Genomic DNA, 18,779 nt, shown 5'->3' with positions numbered 1-18,779 from the left:
GAAGTCGCCTGGGCAGCGACCCTCCGTTCCGCATTCATCCGCATCCAGCCACTGCATGGATAGACGCTCCTCCACCATTCGCCCGGTAATCATCCGAATTGCCAGGCACGGCAAGCGACTCAACGCCCGGGACGCCGCCTACATGGTTGCGGGGCAATATTTCCTCGCCACTGACAGGCCCGGCCGGTAACTCTTTCGCCTGCTCCCGGGGGAAAATGTCGAGCGGCTTGAAGAGTTCCTGTGCTGCTGTAGTACCGACGGCTCACCGCGGCAGCCTTCGTCGCGGTAACATGGTCCGATCGCCAAGTGACCCATCATCGATACCACCGCCATGAAACTCATCATCCAGATCCCGTGCCTGAATGAAACCGGCACCCTGGCCATCGCGATCGAGGCGCTGCCGCGCGAGGTCCCCGGCTTCGCCCAGGTCGAGTATCTGATCATCGACGACGGCTCGACCGACGGCACGTCCGAGCTTGCGCGCCAGCTCGGCGTCCACCACGTGGTCCGTCACCACGTGAACCGCGGACTGGCCGCGGCATTCATGACCGGCATGGACACCTGTCTCTCCCTGGGTGCCGACGTCATCGTCAACACCGACGCCGACAACCAGTACGAAGCCCGCGACATCCCCCAGCTGACCGCGCCGATCCTGGCCGGCGAGGCCGACATGGTGATCGGCGCGCGCCCGATCAGCGAGACCGATCACTTTTCCTGGATCAAGAAGAAGCTGCAGCACCTGGGCAGCTGGGCCGTGCGCGTGGCCAGCAAGACCGACGTCGCCGATGCTCCCAGCGGCTTCCGCGCGATCTCGCGCGAGACCGCGATGCGGCTCAACGTGTTCAACCCCTACACCTACACGCTCGAGACCATCATCCAGGCCGGGCAGAGCAACATGCGGATCGCCTCGGTGCCGGTCCGAACCAACGAAGACCTGCGCCCCTCGCGCCTGGTGAAAAGCATCTCCAGCTACGTGCGGCGCTCGTTGGTGACGATCTTCCGCGTGTTCGTCACCTATCGTCCGTTGTTCTTCTTCTTCTGGGTGGCGACGCTGCTGGCGGTGCCGGGCGTACTGATCGGCGCGCGTTTCCTGTACCACTACTTCGGTGGCGAGGGTGGCGGCCATGTGCAGTCACTGATCCTGGCGTCGCTGCTGCTGACCCTCGCGGCGCTGGCCGGCATGTGCGGTCTACTGGCGGACCTGATCGCGACCAACCGCAAGCTGCAGGAGCGGATCCGGGTGGATGTGCTGAAGGCGCGGCTGGACGGGATCCGCAGCGGACGCTGACGAGGGAGGCCAACGACATGCGCTCACTTTTCATCCCGGTCGTGCTTGCCTCCTGCGTCGTGCTCGCCAGCTGCGGCGGCGGTTCGGACTCGCCCGCCACGAGTACTCCAGCCGGCCAGGATTCCGCGACCACCGCTGAAGACACTGCCCAGCCAGCGGCGGACGACTGGGACCGCTCGTCCAGCCCGGTGGCAGATACCACCCTGGAAGTCATGCCCGACCCGATGTCGTTCTGTAATGGCGCCCGCCAGGTCGTCGAGGTCCGCTGGGACGTGGTCGCCGCCGGGGCGACGAGCCTGCAGCTGTGGATCGAAAGCGCTTCCGGCAATCGGAAGCTGTGGGTATCGACGAAGACCCAGGCAGGTTCAAAGCAGACCGGCCCTTGGGTCGCGGAGGGCACGAGCTTTGTCGCCCTCGACCCCAACGGCAATCGAGTGCTCAACTCGGCCACGGTCGTCGCGGCAAACTGCCCCTGATCGCGGCACAGGAGCCCGCTCACCAAGGCCTGCGGACACCTCCTGGCTAGCGAACCGGTCCTGCAGGAGCAGCGTTGCAGGGAGCGGGCTCGACGACGGTGCGCGCGAGCACATCGCCACCGTCACTGCTTCGCAGTTCGATCACACTTCCGTCCCGGATCCATTCGCCTGTCTGGCGTCGTCCCGTCGCGCGGCCGGATGTCCACAGCTTGGTCTTGATGCCCGCCCTGTCGGCGACGTGGAGCTCGACGCTGTCCACGCCATGGCTGGAGGCATTCCACCAGACCGTCACTGCCGAACGTGATCCCGGCGGCAGGCAGCCATCCAGTCGCTCGGGCACGATGCTGAGCAGGCGTGTCGGGTCCGCCGGCATGGTCGCCAGAAGTTCGTCCACGGGAACCATGCCCGTCCGGTACGCCTGCGGCGGCGGCGGATCGCCCGCGTCAGCCAGTGCCATGCCGCGACCAGCCCCTTCCCTGCGGATGAACGAAAAATGCGCGCCGTGGGAAATGCCGGCACCGAGCGCTTCGGCGAGGCCTTCCGCCCGCTCCCGCACCTGGTCCACCCTGACGTCGCCTTGCCTGAGGCCGTAGACGGTCGACCTCAGATCGAAATAGGGCACGACCACCACGTCCACCAGTCCCTTGTCCAAGGCAGAGGAAAGATTGGCCGCGACCGCCTGCTGCTGCTTGGCGCGCAGGATTTCCACCGGCCAGAACTGGCGCACCATGATCGATGCTTTGTCGCCACCTGCGTTGTAGCAGCGGACGTCGGCCCTCGCGCACAGCGTGTTCACCACGTATTCGTTGCCGCCCGGGCCATCATGCACGGCCGCGATGTACACCTGCTCGCCCTGCCGCGTCCCACGCGCGAGGTCGGAAGAAAGGTTGTTGTAGATCCAGTGCGCATGCGCATAGACACGCCGGCCATTGTCCAGGGGCTTCGTCAGGTCGGGCACGACCTCGATGGCCGCGAAGGCCAACAGGGCCGCGGCGAGCAAGCGTCCATGCTTCCGCTTCGACAGCCAGGCCACCGCGAACACAAGAAGCACCACGAGCGCCAGCCGCGTCACGACCAGCCAGCGCGCCAGAACGCGCGCATTGCTGATGCCGGGTAGCGATGTATATAGACGCGCTGTCGGCAGGGTGGCCGTGGCCGCCTCGGCCGGCATCGAGTAGGCCGCGACGGACGAGCCGGCGGGGCGATAGTCCCCGACCTTCAATGAGGGCCCAAGCGACAGCACCAAGGCGACCGCACCCGCCACCAGCACGCCCACCACGCCCGGCGGCAGGCTGCGCCCGCGCCACGCAGCCAGTCCGACGACCAGGGCTGCAGGCAACGCCGCGTAGCCGATGAAGGTCCCCATCAGGGCCGAGCCGTCGCTCCAGGTCATCGCCGCCGTGACCCCATGCCCGATGCCGAAGTGGCCGTACAGCGGATGCGTCGCCGGCGGCAGCAGCAGCGTCATCACGTCCACGCCGGCCGCGCGAAAGAAGGCCATCGGCATTCCCTGCAGCGCGTCGCCGGAGATATAGATCCGGTAGACGAGCGTGGCGAGCCCGCAGGCAAACGCATACGCGACCAGTGCCATCCCGGTCCGCAGCCACTCACGGCGCGCCAGGCCGCAGGCGAGGAGCCAGCACCCGGCCAGCAAGCCGCTGAGCAGGAACGAATATCCGTCCAGGTAGAGGGCCCAGGTCCGCACGCCTGCGACCAGCAGCACCGCGAGTGCCACGCGCGGCGCCCGCCCGCGCTGGATCGCCGCAAGCAGCGAGGCATCGACGAGGAGGTAGGCGGGAAGCAGCGCCATTCCCAGCTGCAACGCGCCATACGATGACTGCAACAGGACCGCGGGCGAGACGAGGTAGAGGAGCGCGCCGGCAATTCCCAGCCACGCACTGGACGCGATGCGCCCGAAGAAGGCGCATGCCCCCCAGAAAGCCACCGCCAGGATGGTGATGTGGGCCCATCGGACGTCCATCAGGCCCACCTGGCCATCCACACCCCCGAACACGAGCGCGAGGAGGCTGACCGGCAAGCCAAAGGGCTTGGTCGAGCCGCCGGGGTAGCCGAAGCTCCTGCAATGGAACACGTCGCCGGTGCTCGCGATGCACTGCGCGAATGCCGCGTCGCCCAGGGCGTACTGGGCATTGGCGAGGCTGCCGGGCACCAGCAGCTCATACACGAGAAGCAACGGCACGAAAGCCGCCAGTGCAGCCAGCACGTGCCTGGTCATGGAGTGTGTCTTGTGCATCCCTGGCTCAATCCCGTCCGGAGCCGGAACGATAGTGCCTGCGCCTCGCCATCTCAACGAACGGTACGCCTGAGCCGGCCGGCCCGCGATGGAAGTACCATGGACCTTCGATCATCGTATCCGATGCATGAACCTGCCTGGCGCCCCTGTCGCAACCAATCCGGACGTGCCTCGCAGCCTCGCTGGAGGCGGCTCCCCGGTAAGCCGCCGGACACCCGCCTTCGTCATGGCGCTGGCGCTGGCCGTGCTGGTCATGCTCGGGTGGGTCACGGTGAAGGCCGTGGACCAGATGCCCTCGTTCGACGGCGCAATGAACCTCCAGGTCTCCTGGTCGCTCGCACAGGGCGAAGGTTACCGCCGCACCTATGCCGACCGCGGGCTTTTTCCCCGCGAGGTCCAGACCAACGTCCCGGTGACCGTACCCGCCGCACTGGCATACCGCGTATTCGGCATGGGGGTGTGGCAGTCCCAGCTGGTGAACCTGCTGTATCTCTACGCTCTCGCTGGACTCGGGTTTCTTCTGGTCGCGAGGCGCTTCGGTCCGATCGCAGGCGCAGTCGCGGCACTGTTCCTGATCGTGACGCCGGGCGTCGTATTCGGCGGACTCAGAGGCCTGGGCGAGATCCCCGCGCTGGCTTGGACGTTCGCCGCCCTGTGCCTGCTGCCGTGGCGGCAGGGTCAACGTTGGCACCCCCTGGCGCTTGTCCTGGCCGGTGCCTGCCTTGGCCTGGCGCTGGCCACGAAAACCGTCATCGCGATCTGCATCGGTGCCATCGGATTCTGCGTCGTCGTGGCGGTGCTGGCGGATGGCCGCGAACAGCGAAGGCGCCGGGTCGCGCTGTTCGTCGGCCTTGTCGCAGGCTTCGCACTGCCGCTCTTGGCTATCGAAGCCTGGCGGATGGCCACCCTCGGGAGTGCAGCAGGCTGGCACGCGTGGTGGCTGCAGCAGCTGGCCTCGATCGATGCGCAGACCGGCATGCGGACCGCCCCGGACTCACTTGCCGACTACCTCGAAAAAGGCGCATCGCACCTGGAAGCGCTTGGACGCTTCTACGCGTTGCGGCCGTGGATGGCACTCGCGTGGCTTGGCATACCCTTCCTGCTCGCGTTCCTTGCAGCGCTCGCCCACGGCGTCCAGCGCCGGCACCTGCCCCTGCTTTCGCTGCTGCTCGCGACCGCGCTCTACTTCTTCTGGTGGCTCCTGCTGACGCCCGACAACAAGGTCTGGCACCGTCGCATTCTGGATGGAAGCCTGATGCTCAACCTGGCATGGGTCTACGTCTCCGCCTGGCTCATCCTCGGGACGGGCGCGCGTTGGGCACGGGGCGTGGGGCTGGGCGCGGCCGCTCTGGCCGCTGCGTACTTTGCCGTCTTCGCGTACGGCAAGTTCATTCCAGCGGTGACCGGCGCCGGGCCTTCGGACGACTATCGAGGCGCCGTCGAGCTCGTCCGGAACCTTCCCGCGGACGCGCGGATTTACGGCTTCGGCTGGAATTCCGCCCCGCAGATCTCCCTGCTCTCTGGCCGTTCCTTCGGTGACTTCAACGACCAGACCCGGGCCACGCTGGATACCGGCGGCCCCGTATACGTCGTCGTCGACACTCCAGGGATCAGTGCCCGAAGTCACGCGACCGCCCTGGCTACCTATCCTTCGCAGGCATTGATGGAAGGGGCGAAGCGGGCGCAGGTATACCGGCTCGATCCCTCGCATCTTCTTCCAGCGCAGCGCGGCGACGCCGACATCGCACAGTCCTTCGTATCCCTGTCGGGGACCGCCTATCCACTCAAGGGCGGCTTCGGCGGGCGCCATGACCGGGGCATGTGGATGACTGCGGAGGCCTTTGTCCGCCTCCGCTATGACGACAGCGAGGACATCGTCCTGGATTTGCGCGCCGAGGGCGCCGACGGCTTCAGGCGCAGGGAGCCGGTGACGGTGTCACTGGAACTGGATGGTTGTGCGCTGGGCAGCCGCGTCGTGCGAGATGCCGGCTGGCAGCAGGTCCGGGTCGCCATCCCCGCAAGTTGCATGCCGGAACTCGATGCCCTGGGGACGCTGCGCATCAGCAGCAGCGACGTCCTCGACCGGTACATCGGGCGCGGTGGCGCAGCGCGATCGATCCTTCTGCGCGCGGTTGGCTTCGCGCCCTCCTGCGCCCAGGCTCCCTGTCCTCTGCCGAAGCCCCGAACGCACATCGTCCAGTCCACGTCGCCGCGCGGCATGCTGCAGGGACACACCCCCGCCCTTGCCTGCGCGCCGGACTACGGCCTGGAGATCCGGCTGAATTGGGACGCGACTTCCACCGCCTATCGACGCGTGGAACTGCTGCTCCGGTCGCGGACCGGTTCCACCAAGACCTGGGCAGGAAGCCAGCTACCCCGCGGTACCCGGCGCACCGGCCCCTGGATGCGCCCCGGCATGGCCCTCGTCCTCGCCTCGCCGGACGGCGAGATCATCGATCAGTGGGACTATCCGCTGCGTCCCTGCGACGCGGCCGAGCGCTGACCGGTCCGGCCGGCCCCGTGCCGCGGAGGAAGTGGAAGCCATCCCCACGCACCACTTCGAGTCCGGCGGCATCCAACGCCCTGATCCGCGCCTCGACGGGACCCATGTCGAAGGACTCCGTCCACCACGGATACACGACGTGCCTGAGATCGAAGTGCGGCACGACCACGATGTCCACCACGTCGTTTCGGAAGGCTTCTACGACGTTCCGCGCGGCGTCCTTGCCCTGCTTCACGGCGCGAACTTCCTCCGGCCACGCCGCCTCCACCACGATCGACGCCTTGTCGCCACCCGCGTTGTAGCAGCGGGCACGGGCGCGGGCGCACAGGGTGTTGGCCGCGTATTCGTTTGAGCTTGCACCATCGTGCAGCTGCAGCAGCAGGACCCTTTCGCCAGGCTTGACGTGTGCCGCGAATTCCTCCGCATAGTCGCCATACACCAGCTCCGCGCGCGCGCGCGCGCCGCGGGACTCTTCGGCCACCAGCACGGGGTTTGGTGCCACCTCAAGCATCGCCAGCACCGCGAGCAGCACGGCTGGAACACGATGCCCCTTCCGCAGCAGTTCGCGCAGTACCAGCAGCATCACCACCACCAGCGCCAGCCTTGCCAGTACCTGCCAGCGAGCCAGCACGCGGGCGTTGCTGATTCCCGGAGCGTTCTGGTAGATCCAACCTGTATGCAGCGGCATGGTCGCGGCGGATTCGGGCATCAGGTAGGCATTGAAGGCCAGTGCGCTGCCGCGTGTCTGGCTGTCCCGGAAGTCATTGAACTTGAGCGACGGGCCGAGCGAAACCACTACCGCCACCAACCCTGCCAGCATGACTGCACCGGCCAGCACGCCCGGTGCGATGCGCCGCTTCACCACGCCCCACGCCAGGATGGCCACGGCGATCAGATAGGAATAGCCGATGAACGTACCCAGCAGGCTGGCGCGCCCGCCGTACGACATCTCGGGCTGGATATCCAGGCCGATCCCCGCCAGGCCGTAGAGTCCTTGCCACTGCAACGGAACGAACATCGTCAGTACGTCGACGCCGGCGCCGCGGAAGAAATCCAGCGGCATCACCCCCAGCGCATTCGAGGGCATGTATTGGCGATACACCCACGCTGCGAACGCGGTGCAGGCGACGTGGATCAGAAGCGCAACGACGGCCTGCCATCGCTCCCCGCGGCCCGCCATTGCCGATACCGCGAAGTAGACGGCCGAGAGCGCACAGCCGAACAGGAACGAATATCCATCCAGGAACAGCGCGAACACCCGCACTGCCGCCACTCCCGCCAGCAGCAGCGCCGCCAGTCCGTGCCGCCGCTGCCGGAGCGCGGCAAGCAGCAGCACATCAAGCAGCAGGTATCCCGGAATCAGCGCCAGGCCGAGCTGCAGCGCGGCGTAGCCTGATTGCTGCTGCACCACCGGTGCGAGCAGGTAGAGCATGGCGCCCAGCAGGCCCAGCCACCAGCTGCCGGCCGTCATGCGGAACAGGATGCCGGCCAGGACGAATGCCAGCACCAGGAAGCCGGCGTACACGCTCCTCACCTCACCCGGGTCGATCTCGCCATCGCCGCCGAACACGGCGTCCGCGACCAGGTTGACCGGAAGGCCGAACGGCTTCGGGGATCCGTGGGGGTAACCGAAGTTCAGGCAGCCCTCGCCACCGGCAAGGCGCGTGTCATGCAGGCATGTCGCGTAGGCGGCATCGCCGATCATCGATTGTGCGTTGGGCAATTGCCCGGGCAGCAGCTTGTAGGCGGCAAGCAGCAGCAGGATGGCCGCGAAGGCAACGAAGGCGGTCGGTAATGTCGGATATCGCCGGCCAGGTGTCGCCATCCCCTCCCTCACCTTCGCTCTCCCCTTGGTTGCGGTCAGTCCCCGGCCGCCCGCGGGGGCCGCGAGAGCATGGCACGCCTGGCATCCACGTGTTCATAAGGCGTGGGATCGACGAAGTCCGACAGCGCGCCCCACACCGCCTGCGGCGAGAAGCGCCGGGCGATGAAGGCCTGCGATTCGCGCGATACGCGCCGCCATTCGTCGTCATCTTCAAGCAGCTCGAGGATGCGCGTCGCAGCAGTGTCCGCGTCGTCGGCCACTGCAAGGAAATCAGCGGCCTCATCCAGGCCCTGCAGGCCGTACGAGGTGGTCACGCAGGGAATGCCGTAGTGCATTGCCTCCAGCACCTTGCCCTTCATGCCGCCCCCGAAGCGCAGCGGTGCGACCACCATCCGCGCACGCGCGTAATAGCCGGCCAACGCCTCTTCGGTCACATAACCGGTCACCTCGACGTGCTCGCCGGCAAGCGCCCGCACATCGTCGGTCGGGTTGGAGCCGACCAGCGACAGGCGAAGGCCCGGCCGCTCCCGCTGCAGGCGGGGCAGCACCTCGCGCACGAACCACTGCGCAGCATCCACGTTCGGCGGATGTGCGAAGCCGGCCACGAACAGCAGCCCTTCGCGCTCGGCAAGGCCTGCGGCCGGATCCGCGGGCTGGCCTTCATAGGCGTACAGCGGCACGGTTTCGGCGGTGGCCTGCACGCCGTTGTGGCCCAGCCACTCGCGCACGTACGCGGTCTCGCCCTCGGCGGGGTAGAGGATCAGGTCCGAGCCACGCCACATGGTCTCCTCCCAGCCGCGCTGGCGCTCGATATCGTCGCCGAGGTGCGGCGTGGGCAGCACCTTCATCTGCTCCTGCAGGCGCAGGTGGTGGACGTCGTGGCCGTAGTACACGATGCCCGCGGACGAGTGGCGGCGCACGGCATCGATCACCTGGATGCCGATGTGCGGCCGGCTGAGGACCACATAGTCGAAGTAGCGGCCGTTCTCCGCGAACCAGGGTTCGAAACCCGCGGCGTACTCGGGCCCATGGAACAGCTCGATGCCATGCCGCTGCAGCGCGCGCCCGTAGACCGGGTCGCAGGCCAGGTTCTCCGGCCAGAACTTCACCTGCATGCCTTGCCGCTGCAGCACGCTCATCAGCTGCCACATCGCACGCGAACCGGCGTCGCGGTCGGGCTGCGGAGCGTAATGGTCGACCACCAGAACGGTCTTGCGCAGCTGCGAACGCTCACGCGCAAGGAAGACGTGCTCACCGTTGGCGAAGTGCCCGTGCGCGAGTTCGTCCTTCCAGCGCTCGGCGAGCTTCTGCAGGTTGGTGACCTGGTGCGCCTTGATGCCGCTGCCGGTATCGGTACCGTGGCTCACGCCCTCGTGGTGGATCACCACGGATTCCGGTTGCAGGTATACCGGGCGCCCGATCGCGCGCGCGCGGAAGGCGAGGTCGGTGTCTTCGCAGTAGGCCGGCAGGTAGTGCTCGTCGAAACCGCCCAGTGTGCGGAAGACATCCGCATCGACCAGGATCGCGGCGCCGGAAATGTAATCGGCCTCGTGCACGTAGTTGTACATCGGCCGCGAAGGATCATCGTAGCGGCCGAAGTTCCAGGCGCTGCCATCACTCCAGACAATCCCGCCGGCCTCCTGCAGGCGCCCGTCGGGATAGACGAGGCGCGAGCCCACGACGCCGGCGTGCGGGTACATCAGGAATACGTCGACAAGGGCATCGAGCCAGCCTGCGGTGACCGTGGTGTCGTTGTTGAGGAAGCAGATGTACTGGCCGCGCGCGAGTCCCAGCGCCTGGTTGCAGGAGCGCAGGAAGCCCAGGTTTTGCGGGTTGCGGTGGTAGCGCAGGCCGGGCACGTTGGCGAAGCGGTCCATCTCCACGTCGCCCGATGCGTCTTCGAGCAGCAGCACTTCGAATGATTCCCGGCCGGCGAGATACATGATCGAACGCAGGCAATCGAGCGTGTGTCCGTACTGTCCGTAGCTCGGCACGACGATCGTCACCCGCGGGGTGTCGACCTCGGGGAAGGCGAGCTCGGGGATCGGCAGCGCGGCGCGGGACAGCCGCGGCGCTGCGATGCCTTCAGCGATGGGCCCCGGTAGGCTTGCGTCCGGTCGGGCCGGCACCAGCGCAGCGACGTCCGGCGCGGCCATCACGGATGTCGCGGACCCGCTGGCCGGCTCCGGAAGCTGCAGCTCGGCATCACGCCGGGTCAGCAGTGCGACTGCATGCCGTAATGGACGCGTCACCCTCCAGCTACTGGATGCGAGCACCGACTGCAGCGTGGTCCGAAGCCGGTCGGAGGCCTCCGCCTGCGCGCGTCCGGCTACATGCAGGCGCTCCAGCACGGCCTCGCTTCCGGCCGCATAGACGTCGAGCTCCGCGGCATGCCGGATTGCCTTGCCATGCAGGTCGTCCGCAAGCGCCCAGGCCCTGCCCACTTCGGCTTCGAGCATGGCGATCCAGTCCTTCGCTTCTCCCAGCCGGAGCTCGAGGTCCCGGCGGACGCCGGCGGACGCATGCTCTTTCGCAGCCATCTCCGCACGCAGCGCGGCCTCGACCCCACGCACTTCGGCAAGCGTGGCGGTGACGTTGCGGACATGGACATTGGTGGAGGCCAACTGCTCCAGCAGAGCGGTGATCTCCTTCTCCATGCCGGCTGCGCGCATGGCTTCGGTGGCGAGGACATCGCGCGCCTGCTGCAGCTCGTCGTCCAGCGACGCCACCCAGGCCAGGCGCTCGTCGTGTTCGACCTGCAGCTTCACGTGCTGCTTCCCCAATTCGGCCAGCTGCGCGTCCAGCGACTCCGCCCAGGCCGTGCGCTCGTCATACCCCGACTGCAGCTTGTCGTGCAGTTCGCCCGCTTCCGCCAGTTTCGCGTCCAGCGATTCCGCCCAGGCCGTGCGCTCGTCGTACTCCGACTGCAGCTTGTCGTGCAGTTCGCCCGCTTCCGCCAGTTTCGCGTCCAGCGACTCCGCCCAGGCCGTGCGCTGGTCGTACTCCGACTGCAGCTTGTCGTGCAGTCCGACCAGCGACGCATGCGCCGACGCATGCACGACCAGCTCGGCATTGGCCTCGGCCAGCGCAGCAGCGCGCAGCGCGGGCAGTTCACCAAGCTCCAGCGGGAGGATGTCGTAGACCTCGTTGGCCGGCAGCGGCAGCGACGCGGCCACCTCCTGCCCTGCGTGGTCAAGGAACAACAGGCACGCAGGATCGTCGGTCGCACCAATCCCGGCATTCCGGGAGCGGCTGGCACCGACCACCAGCAGGTCTTCGAGCACCAGCAGGCCGCGCACGTAACGACCGAGGTCGATCGCTGCGACTTCGGCGAAATCCCTGTCGTAGCAGCGCACGATTCCGGCCTCGGAATCGCACAGCCACAGGTGTTCGCCGCTGCTCACCAGCGAATGCGGCTGCGACAGGCCGGCCACCAGGGTTTCACCGGTGGCGATGTCCATGACCTCGCCGGCACCCGCGGTGCGGCCCTTGTACTCGCGATGGCCGGTGAATCGGCCGAATATCGATGCCAGCCAGCGCCCGCCATGGAACGTGATGGAATTGAGATGGCATGCATCGCGTTCGCCGGGCACCGGCGTCCATCGCTCGCGCTCGCGCCCATCCGCGTCGTAGCGGATGACGGCGTTCTCGCCGGTGGCCACGAGCATGGTTTCGCCGTCCTGCCAGGCCACGTCATGCGCGTCCAGCGCCGTGCCGCCGGGCGCGAAGGCCTGCAGTGAGCCGTCGTCGCCGAAACGACGGACCATGTTGCCCTCGCCGATCTGGCGCGCTGCCAGGATGGCACCGGCCGCACGCGCCAGGCCGGTGCTGTCGACATGGCCAAGGCGCTCTACGCGCGCGTCGGACACCAGGAGCAGGCCGCCGTTGTTGGGGCTGGAAACCAGGATGGGGAACGGCAGCGCCTTCATCTCAAACCCCCTCCATGGCCTCGCCGGTGGCTGCATCCGAAACACGGATGTCGGCTTCGAGGTCGGCCACTCCCTGGCAGGCGCTCTTGTCGCCGATCACCGTCAGGATCACTGAATCCACCCGGCGGTCCAGCGCAAAGATCTCGTGGCCGTGGTCGTCGAACTTCGACACGCCCAGGGTCACGAAGTATTGGCCCGGTGTCAGCCCGCAGCGCAGGTCGAACGTCGCCGCCACGACCCCGGGCTCGCGCCGGGACATGAGTTTGCCCGTTGTCGAGAATGTATTGGCCGAGTACGCCACCGTGCCATCCACCGTACTGATGCGCAGGCCGAACACCAGCCGGTCGCTGGGCTCCTCGATCGCGTAGCGCACATGGATGCGGAAGCGCTCGCGGGCCAGCACCACCGGACCTTCGCCCTGCGGGCCGACGACCATGAAGTCGCAGGTCGATGCGCCACCGACACCGAGCCGGCTTTCATCGCGGTTGTATCCGGCCCGCAGATGGAAGCGGTCGACCGACCCGGCAGCGTTGAACCTGGCAAGCGCGGCCTCGCCCGCGTCCTCGGCATCGGCGGGAGCGATCTGTTCATCCGTCGCGTCCGCCTCGTCCTGCGCGGGCGCGGCATTGTCGCCGAACACGCGCCGCAGGTATTCGCCGACCGCGCTCCGCGCCTCGCCGTCGTAAACCAGCCGGCCATGGTCGAGCACGACGCCGCGGTCGCACAGCTGCAGCAGCAGGTCCACCGCATGGGTCACGAACAGCAACGTGCAGCCGCGCTGCCGGAGGACCTCGATGCGCTTGTAGCACTTGCGCTGGAAGTAGATGTCGCCGACCGCGAGCGACTCGTCCACGATCAGGATGTCCGGGTCGGTATGCACCGCGACCGCGAACGCCAAGCGGACGAACATGCCGCTGGAGTAGGTCTTGACCTGCTGGTCGATGTAATCGCCGATCTCGGCGAAGGCGATGATGTCGCCCATCCGCGCCTGGATCTCGGCCGAGCTCAGGCCGAGCAGGCTGGCGTTGAGCTGAATGTTCTCGCGCCCGGTGAACTCGGGATTGAAGCCCGCGCCCAGCTCCAGCAGCGCTGCCACCCGCCCGCGCACTTCGACCGACCCGGCGCTCGGCGTCAGGATGCCGGAGATGAGCTGCAGCAGGGTCGACTTGCCCGAGCCATTGCGGCCGATGATGCCGACCGCCTCGCCACGGCGGATCTCCAGGCTGACGCCCGACAGCGCGTGGAACTCGCTCGCCGGTCGCGCCCGGGGCCAGACCATATGCAGCATCTGCTGGTACGGATGCTCGAATGACGGGAAGGCCTTGCCGACGCCGCGGACGCTGATCGCGACTTCAGAGGACATCGGCAAACCCCCGGCTGGTCAGCCGGAACCACGCATATGCAAGGTACATCGCCACCAGCCCGCCGACGGCGTACGCGGCCAGGCCCTGCCAGTCCGGTAGCACCTGCCACAGCGCAACGTTGCGCGCCTGGTCGATGAAAAACGTCAGCGGGTTGAGATGGAACACGAGGCGGTACTTCTCCGGCACCGAATCCAGCGGGATGATCGCCGAGGACAGGAAGAACATGCCGGTGACCACGACCGGTATCGCCTGGTTGATGTCCCGCAGGTAGACGCCCAGCGACGCCGTCACCCAGGACACGGCGATGGTCAGCATCACCAGCGGCGCGATCACCACCGGGAACAGGAAGATGTACCAGGAGAACTCACCGTAGACCAGGGCGGCGAGCACCACGAACACCAGCATGTTCATGGCCATGTGGAACAGTGCCGACCACACGATCGCCCAAGGCAGCACGGGCAGCGGGAAGATCACCTTCTTGACGTAGTTGGCGTTGGCCTGCATCAGCCCCGGCGCCCGCGAGATGCACTCGGCGAAGAAGCCGTGGACGATGATGCCCAGGAACAGCACGATGGCGAAGTTGGCGCCCTCGCCCTCCGGGCGCACCCAGCGGCTGCCAAGGATGTGGCCAAAGGCCAGCGCGTAGATGGCCAGCATCATCAGCGGACCGATGAGCGACCAGAACAGGCCGAAGTTGGCACCGCGATAGCGGCCGATGATGTCGCGCCAGGCCAGCTGTGCCGTCAGGCTGCGGTCCGGCCCGAACACGCGGAACGGCCCGGCCAGGAACTGGCCGAACCGCCCTGTCTGCAAGCGGGTCATCGCAGCAGGCCTACGAGTACGGCAATGGCGCTGCGTGCCACGAGTCAGCGCGTGATCGTGATCGACTTCTTGGTGTCGCAGCGGAAGCCACCGTCACCTTCCTGGACCAGCCATACGGCGTAGTCGCCCTCGGGCACGCCGGCAAGCACCACCTTCGAGTTGTAGCCCGCATTGGCTGCGTCGGGACGCTTCAACTGGCGAGCCACGTCCTCACGCTTGCCGCCGGTCTTGAACTCATGGGCAAACTGGCGGCCGCCACCATCGAGGACCAGCAGCGGCTGCGAAACACCGGTTCCCCTGGGCGCCACGAACCAGCCGGCGAACAGCACCTCTTCGCCCGAGACATAGGGCATCGCCCCCACGGGCTTCTTGTTGACGCGATCAAGCGTGCAGTTGCCGCCCTGGCGCAGCTCGACCGCGGCCGCATGTTCGAAAATGCCCGACGGGTAGTCACGCTTCGATGCCTTGGCCGCTGCGGCAGGAGACGCCTGCTCCGGGCCGGCAGCCGTATCGCCGGCGGCGCTCTCGGAGGGCTTCTGGCCGCAGGCCGCAAGGGCCACGACAGCGACGACGGCAAACAGGCTGACCGCAATGTTCCGGGCGTTGGAGTTCATGAATGTTCTCGGTGAGAGATCGGGTTCAATGGGAGGTCGCGTCGTTTCTTCGCGAATGCTGCGAATGGACAGGCGCAAAGAGCTGCTGCGGCGTCACGCATGGAATCCTTCAGGTACAGCCTTGGCGGAATGGCCAGGTCGAAGTTTCCGTCGAGCAGCGACAGGTTCGGATTATATGCCGGATCCCAGGCAAGGGATGAACCCCAGCGCGCCTGGATCCGGCCCACTTCGCCCATGAAGCGGGCCATTTTTTCCGGGTTGTCCTCGTAGCCGCGGCTGGCCGACTCGTGATGGTAGAGCTCGGCCCACGGCGTCCACACGTTGCGGTAGCCACGAGCCGCGACGCGGAGGCAGAAGTCGACGTCGTTGAACGCCACCTCGAAATCTTCATCCAGGCCGCCGACCTCGTCAAAGACCTCGCGCCGGACCAGCAGGCAGGCGGCGGTGACCGCACTCAGGTTCTGCGCCAGCATCGCCCGGTTGTGCTGCCCCGGCGCCCCGCGCGCCTGGCCCACGTAGGCATGCCCGGCCACGCCGCCGGTACCGATGATCACCCCGGCGTGCTGGATGCGGTTGTCGGGGTAATACAGCATCGCACCGACCACGCCGTACTCAGGGCGCAGGGCCAGGCCCAGCATCTCCTCGAGCCAGCCGCCATCGATGACCTCGATGTCGTTGTTGACCAGGCCAATGACTGTCCCGCGGCATTCGCGCACGGCGACATTGTTGATGCGCGAATAATTGAACGGCGCGTCGTAGCGCAACACGCGGATGCGCGGGTCGCGCTGCACGTCCTCCATGTAGGCCAACGCCTCGGCATCGGTCGACTGGTTGTCGACGATGACGATTTCGTAGTTGCGGTACCGCGTGTGCTCCAGGATGCTGCCCACGCTCATGCGCAGCAGCTCCACGCGGTCGCGGGTCGGGATCACCAGGCTGACCAGCGGGCCGTCGTCGCCAACCGGGCGCCGCACGCGGTAGCCGCCGGTCACCGGCTCCACCGTGGCCGAGGTTTCGCCGCGCGCGTGCAGGTACGAAGTGATCGCGCGCACGCCGGCATCGTCGGTGTAGGTCTTGGCCGCACCCGAGAGCGCAGTCGAGCTGGCGATCGCCCGCCAGTGGTAGAGGATGTGCGGGATATGCCCGATCTCCTCGCGCGCGAGCCGCGCGGTCACGCGCAGCGCCAGGTCGTGGTCCTGGCTGCCCTCGAAGCCGACACGGAACCCGCCGACCTCGCGCAGCAGCGCCGCGTCGCACACCGTCAGGTGGCAGACGTAGTTCTGGCTGAGCAGCAGCTCGGGGTTCCAGTCGGGCTTGAAGTACGGCGCGAAGCGATTGCCGTGCTCGTCGATCTTGTCCTCGTCCGAATACATCAGGCGCAGGCCGGGATGTTCGTCGAGGGCCTTCGCGACCATGTACAGCGCGTGCGGGGCAATCTCGTCGTCGTGATCGAGCAACGCGACGTAGTCCCCCGTGACCATCTCCAGGGCGGAGTTCGACGCCGCCGAGATGTGACCGTTGGCCCCGCGCCGCATCACCTTGATGCGCGGGTCACGGGCGGCATATTCGGCCAGCACCTCGCCAACGCGCGGGTCGGGCGAGGCATCGTCGGCGATGCACAGCTCCCAGTGCGGGTAGGTCTGCGCCAGCACGCTGTCCACGCACAGGCGCAACCACTGCTCGGGCGTGTTGTAGACCGGCATCACGATCGACACGACCGGCCGCCGCTTGAAGCGCGCGATCCTCCCCTCCATCTGCCGCAGGTCGTAGGCCACGGACGAATCGAACCGCCGCACCCAGGCCTGGTAATCCAGCGAGACGCCCTCGGACATCTCGTCGTGGAAGGCGTACAACCATTCACCGAACCCGATCCTGCCGCCCTCGCGCCAGGCTTTCCAGCTTTCCTCGGCGGCAATGCGCAGCATGTCGCGATCACCGGCAAGCCGCCCCAGCAGCCGGCGCAGCATGGCCAGGGTGGCGCGCAGCGTACCCATGCGCACCAGAGTGGCATTGGTCAGCTCGAACTCGCAGGGCGCGGTGGACGGGTCCATGCGCAGGCGATGGACGTCGTGCGTGAAACGCACCACGGCGTCTATCTGCGAAGTTGACGCCTTCGACGAATACGGGATGCGCACGCGATGGGCATCGCCCATGCCCTGCCCGTAATCCGGGTAGAAACAGGGATTGTCGATGAATCCCTCGAACCGGTGCATGTCCATCCGCAGGCGGTACCAGCCCGCCGGGAACCGACCGCCGCCGTCATGGCTCACCAGGAACTGGGGATCGACCCCGATCGCGGCCCAGCGCTCGGTGCCTTCGCCGACATCCACCCGCTCCAGGTGCCCGGAGGCGTCCAACTGCAGCATCACGCCCCGCACCCAGCGCCACCATGAAGAAATCGACATCAATGCTTCCTTGCCGCCCGCCAGCTGTTGTTATTGTCTTGCCGCGCGCTCAGGCCAGTGCCCGGGTAACGTCATCCACGAGGTCTTCGATGCTTTCCACGCCCACGCTCAGGCGCACCAGGTCATCGCCTATTCCCAGCGCGGTACGGCGGTCCACCGGCACCGACGCATGCGTCATCACCGCAGGGTGGTTGGCCAGGCTTTCAACGCCGCCCAGCGATTCGGCCAAGGTGAACAGCTTGAGCCGCTCGCAGAACCGCTGCGCGCCTTCGTAGCCACCCTTGACCCGGACCGAGACGATACCGCCGCCACCGTCCATCTGCCTTTGCGCCAGGGCGTACTGTGGATGCGAGGCGAGGCCCGGATAGATGACATCCGCCACCGAGTCATGGCCCTGCAGGTATTCCGCCAGCGCCAGCGCGTTGTCGCAGTGCGCGCGCATGCGCAGGTGCAGCGTCTTCAGGCCGCGCAGCGCCAGGAAGCTGTCGAACGGCCCCTGCACCGCGCCCACCGAGTTCTGCAGGTAGGCCAGCTTCTCGGCCAGTTCGGCGTTGTCGCCAACGACGACCATGCCCCCGACCATGTCGGAGTGGCCGTTGAGGTACTTGGTGGCCGAGTGCAGCACCAGGTCGGCGCCGTGCTCGAGCGGGCGCTGCAGGATCGGCGAGGCGAAGGTGTTGTCGACCACCATCAGCAGGCCGCGTTTGCGGGCGATCGCGGAGATCGCCTGCAGGTCGACGATCTTGAGCATCGGGTTGGTCGGGGTCTCGACCCAGACCATGCGCGTCTTCGGCGTGATCGCGGCCTCGAACGCGGCCGGATCGGTGAGGTCGACGAAGCTGAAGTCCAGCCCCGCGCTGCGCCGGCGCACGCCTTCGAACAGGCGGTAGCTGCCGCCGTAAAGGTCGTCCATGGCGATCACGTGGTCGCCGCTGTCCAGCAGCTCCAGCACGGTGGAGGACGCCGCCAGTCCGGATGCGAACGCGAACCCGCGGCTACCGCCCTCAAGCCCGGCCACGCAGCGCTCGTAGGCGAAGCGGGTCGGATTATGGGTGCGGGAATATTCGAAGCCCTGGTGGACGCCGGGGCTGGATTGGGCATACGTTGAGGTGGCGTAGATCGGGACCATCACCGCGCCGGTGGACGGATCCGGCGACTGCCCGGCATGGATCGCCCGGGTGCCGTGGCCCCATTTGGCGAGGTCTGCGCCCGTCTGGTCGTGGTCGTCCTGCATGCCGGTTTTTCCGCTGGAAAAGACCGCCAATTGTATCATCCGGGCGCGTGGAACCCGGTCTGGAG

General features: G+C 67.2%; 11 protein-coding genes. 3 read left to right on the top strand and 8 right to left on the bottom strand.

Annotated elements, in window-relative coordinates:
• Positions 1–331 precede the first annotated feature (331 nt).
• On the top strand, positions 332–1,288 hold the full coding sequence (locus tag ACW7G5_RS01355) for a glycosyltransferase family 2 protein (RefSeq protein WP_457001163.1): 957 nt from the start codon (positions 332–334) through the stop codon (positions 1,286–1,288).
• A gap of 17 nt (positions 1,289–1,305) precedes the next feature.
• Complete coding sequence (locus ACW7G5_RS01350) at positions 1,306–1,764, top strand: hypothetical protein (RefSeq protein ID WP_457001161.1); 459 nt, start codon at positions 1,306–1,308, stop codon at positions 1,762–1,764.
• A gap of 46 nt (positions 1,765–1,810) precedes the next feature.
• On the opposite strand, the gene ACW7G5_RS01345 is transcribed toward ACW7G5_RS01350, so the two are convergent.
• The gene (locus tag ACW7G5_RS01345; RefSeq protein WP_457001160.1) at positions 1,811–4,000 is read right to left on the bottom strand and encodes a hypothetical protein; all 2,190 of its coding nucleotides are present in this window, start codon (positions 3,998–4,000) and stop codon (positions 1,811–1,813) included.
• 244 nt (positions 4,001–4,244) lie between these two features.
• Between ACW7G5_RS01345 and ACW7G5_RS01340 the strand changes: the two genes are divergently transcribed.
• Positions 4,245–6,521, top strand: a complete 2,277-nt coding sequence (locus tag ACW7G5_RS01340; RefSeq protein ID WP_457001158.1) for an ArnT family glycosyltransferase — start codon at positions 4,245–4,247, stop codon at positions 6,519–6,521.
• On the opposite strand, the gene ACW7G5_RS01335 is transcribed toward ACW7G5_RS01340, so the two are convergent.
• Genes ACW7G5_RS01335 through ACW7G5_RS01305 form a run of 7 tightly spaced genes read right to left on the bottom strand, consistent with a single transcriptional unit; the run spans position 6,469 to position 18,714 of the window.
• Positions 6,469–8,346, bottom strand: a complete 1,878-nt coding sequence (locus tag ACW7G5_RS01335; RefSeq protein WP_457001156.1) for a hypothetical protein — start codon at positions 8,344–8,346, stop codon at positions 6,469–6,471. The genes ACW7G5_RS01340 and ACW7G5_RS01335 overlap by 53 nt on opposite strands.
• Before the next feature lie 35 nt (positions 8,347–8,381).
• A complete protein-coding gene (locus tag ACW7G5_RS01330) occupies positions 8,382–12,275 on the bottom strand; it encodes a glycosyltransferase (protein ID WP_457001154.1) in 3,894 nt (1,297 codons plus the stop codon).
• Between the two features lies 1 nt (position 12,276).
• A complete protein-coding gene (locus ACW7G5_RS01325; protein ID WP_457001152.1) occupies positions 12,277–13,638 on the bottom strand; it encodes an ABC transporter ATP-binding protein in 1,362 nt (453 codons plus the stop codon).
• Positions 13,628–14,461 (bottom strand): ABC transporter permease, encoded by an 834-nt coding sequence (locus tag ACW7G5_RS01320; RefSeq protein WP_457001151.1) that lies wholly within the window; start codon positions 14,459–14,461, stop codon positions 13,628–13,630. The genes ACW7G5_RS01325 and ACW7G5_RS01320 overlap by 11 nt, the downstream gene beginning before the upstream one ends.
• 44 nt (positions 14,462–14,505) lie before the next feature.
• Positions 14,506–15,075 carry a hypothetical protein gene (locus tag ACW7G5_RS01315; RefSeq protein WP_457001149.1) on the bottom strand — a complete coding sequence of 190 codons (570 nt, stop codon included), beginning with the start codon at positions 15,073–15,075 and terminating at the stop codon, positions 14,506–14,508.
• On the bottom strand, positions 15,072–17,480 hold the full coding sequence (locus ACW7G5_RS01310; RefSeq protein ID WP_457001147.1) for a glycosyltransferase family 2 protein: 2,409 nt from the start codon (positions 17,478–17,480) through the stop codon (positions 15,072–15,074). Before ACW7G5_RS01310 ends, ACW7G5_RS01315 begins: the two co-directional genes overlap by 4 nt.
• A gap of 49 nt (positions 17,481–17,529) precedes the next feature.
• The gene (locus ACW7G5_RS01305; RefSeq protein ID WP_457001145.1) at positions 17,530–18,714 is read right to left on the bottom strand and encodes a cystathionine gamma-synthase; all 1,185 of its coding nucleotides are present in this window, start codon (positions 18,712–18,714) and stop codon (positions 17,530–17,532) included.
• Positions 18,715–18,779 lie beyond the last annotated feature (65 nt).

Source organism: Luteimonas sp. A501, assembly GCF_054052085.1.
The sequence above is the reverse complement of the archived record's forward strand: the minus strand, read 5'-3'. Positions and strand labels throughout refer to the sequence as shown.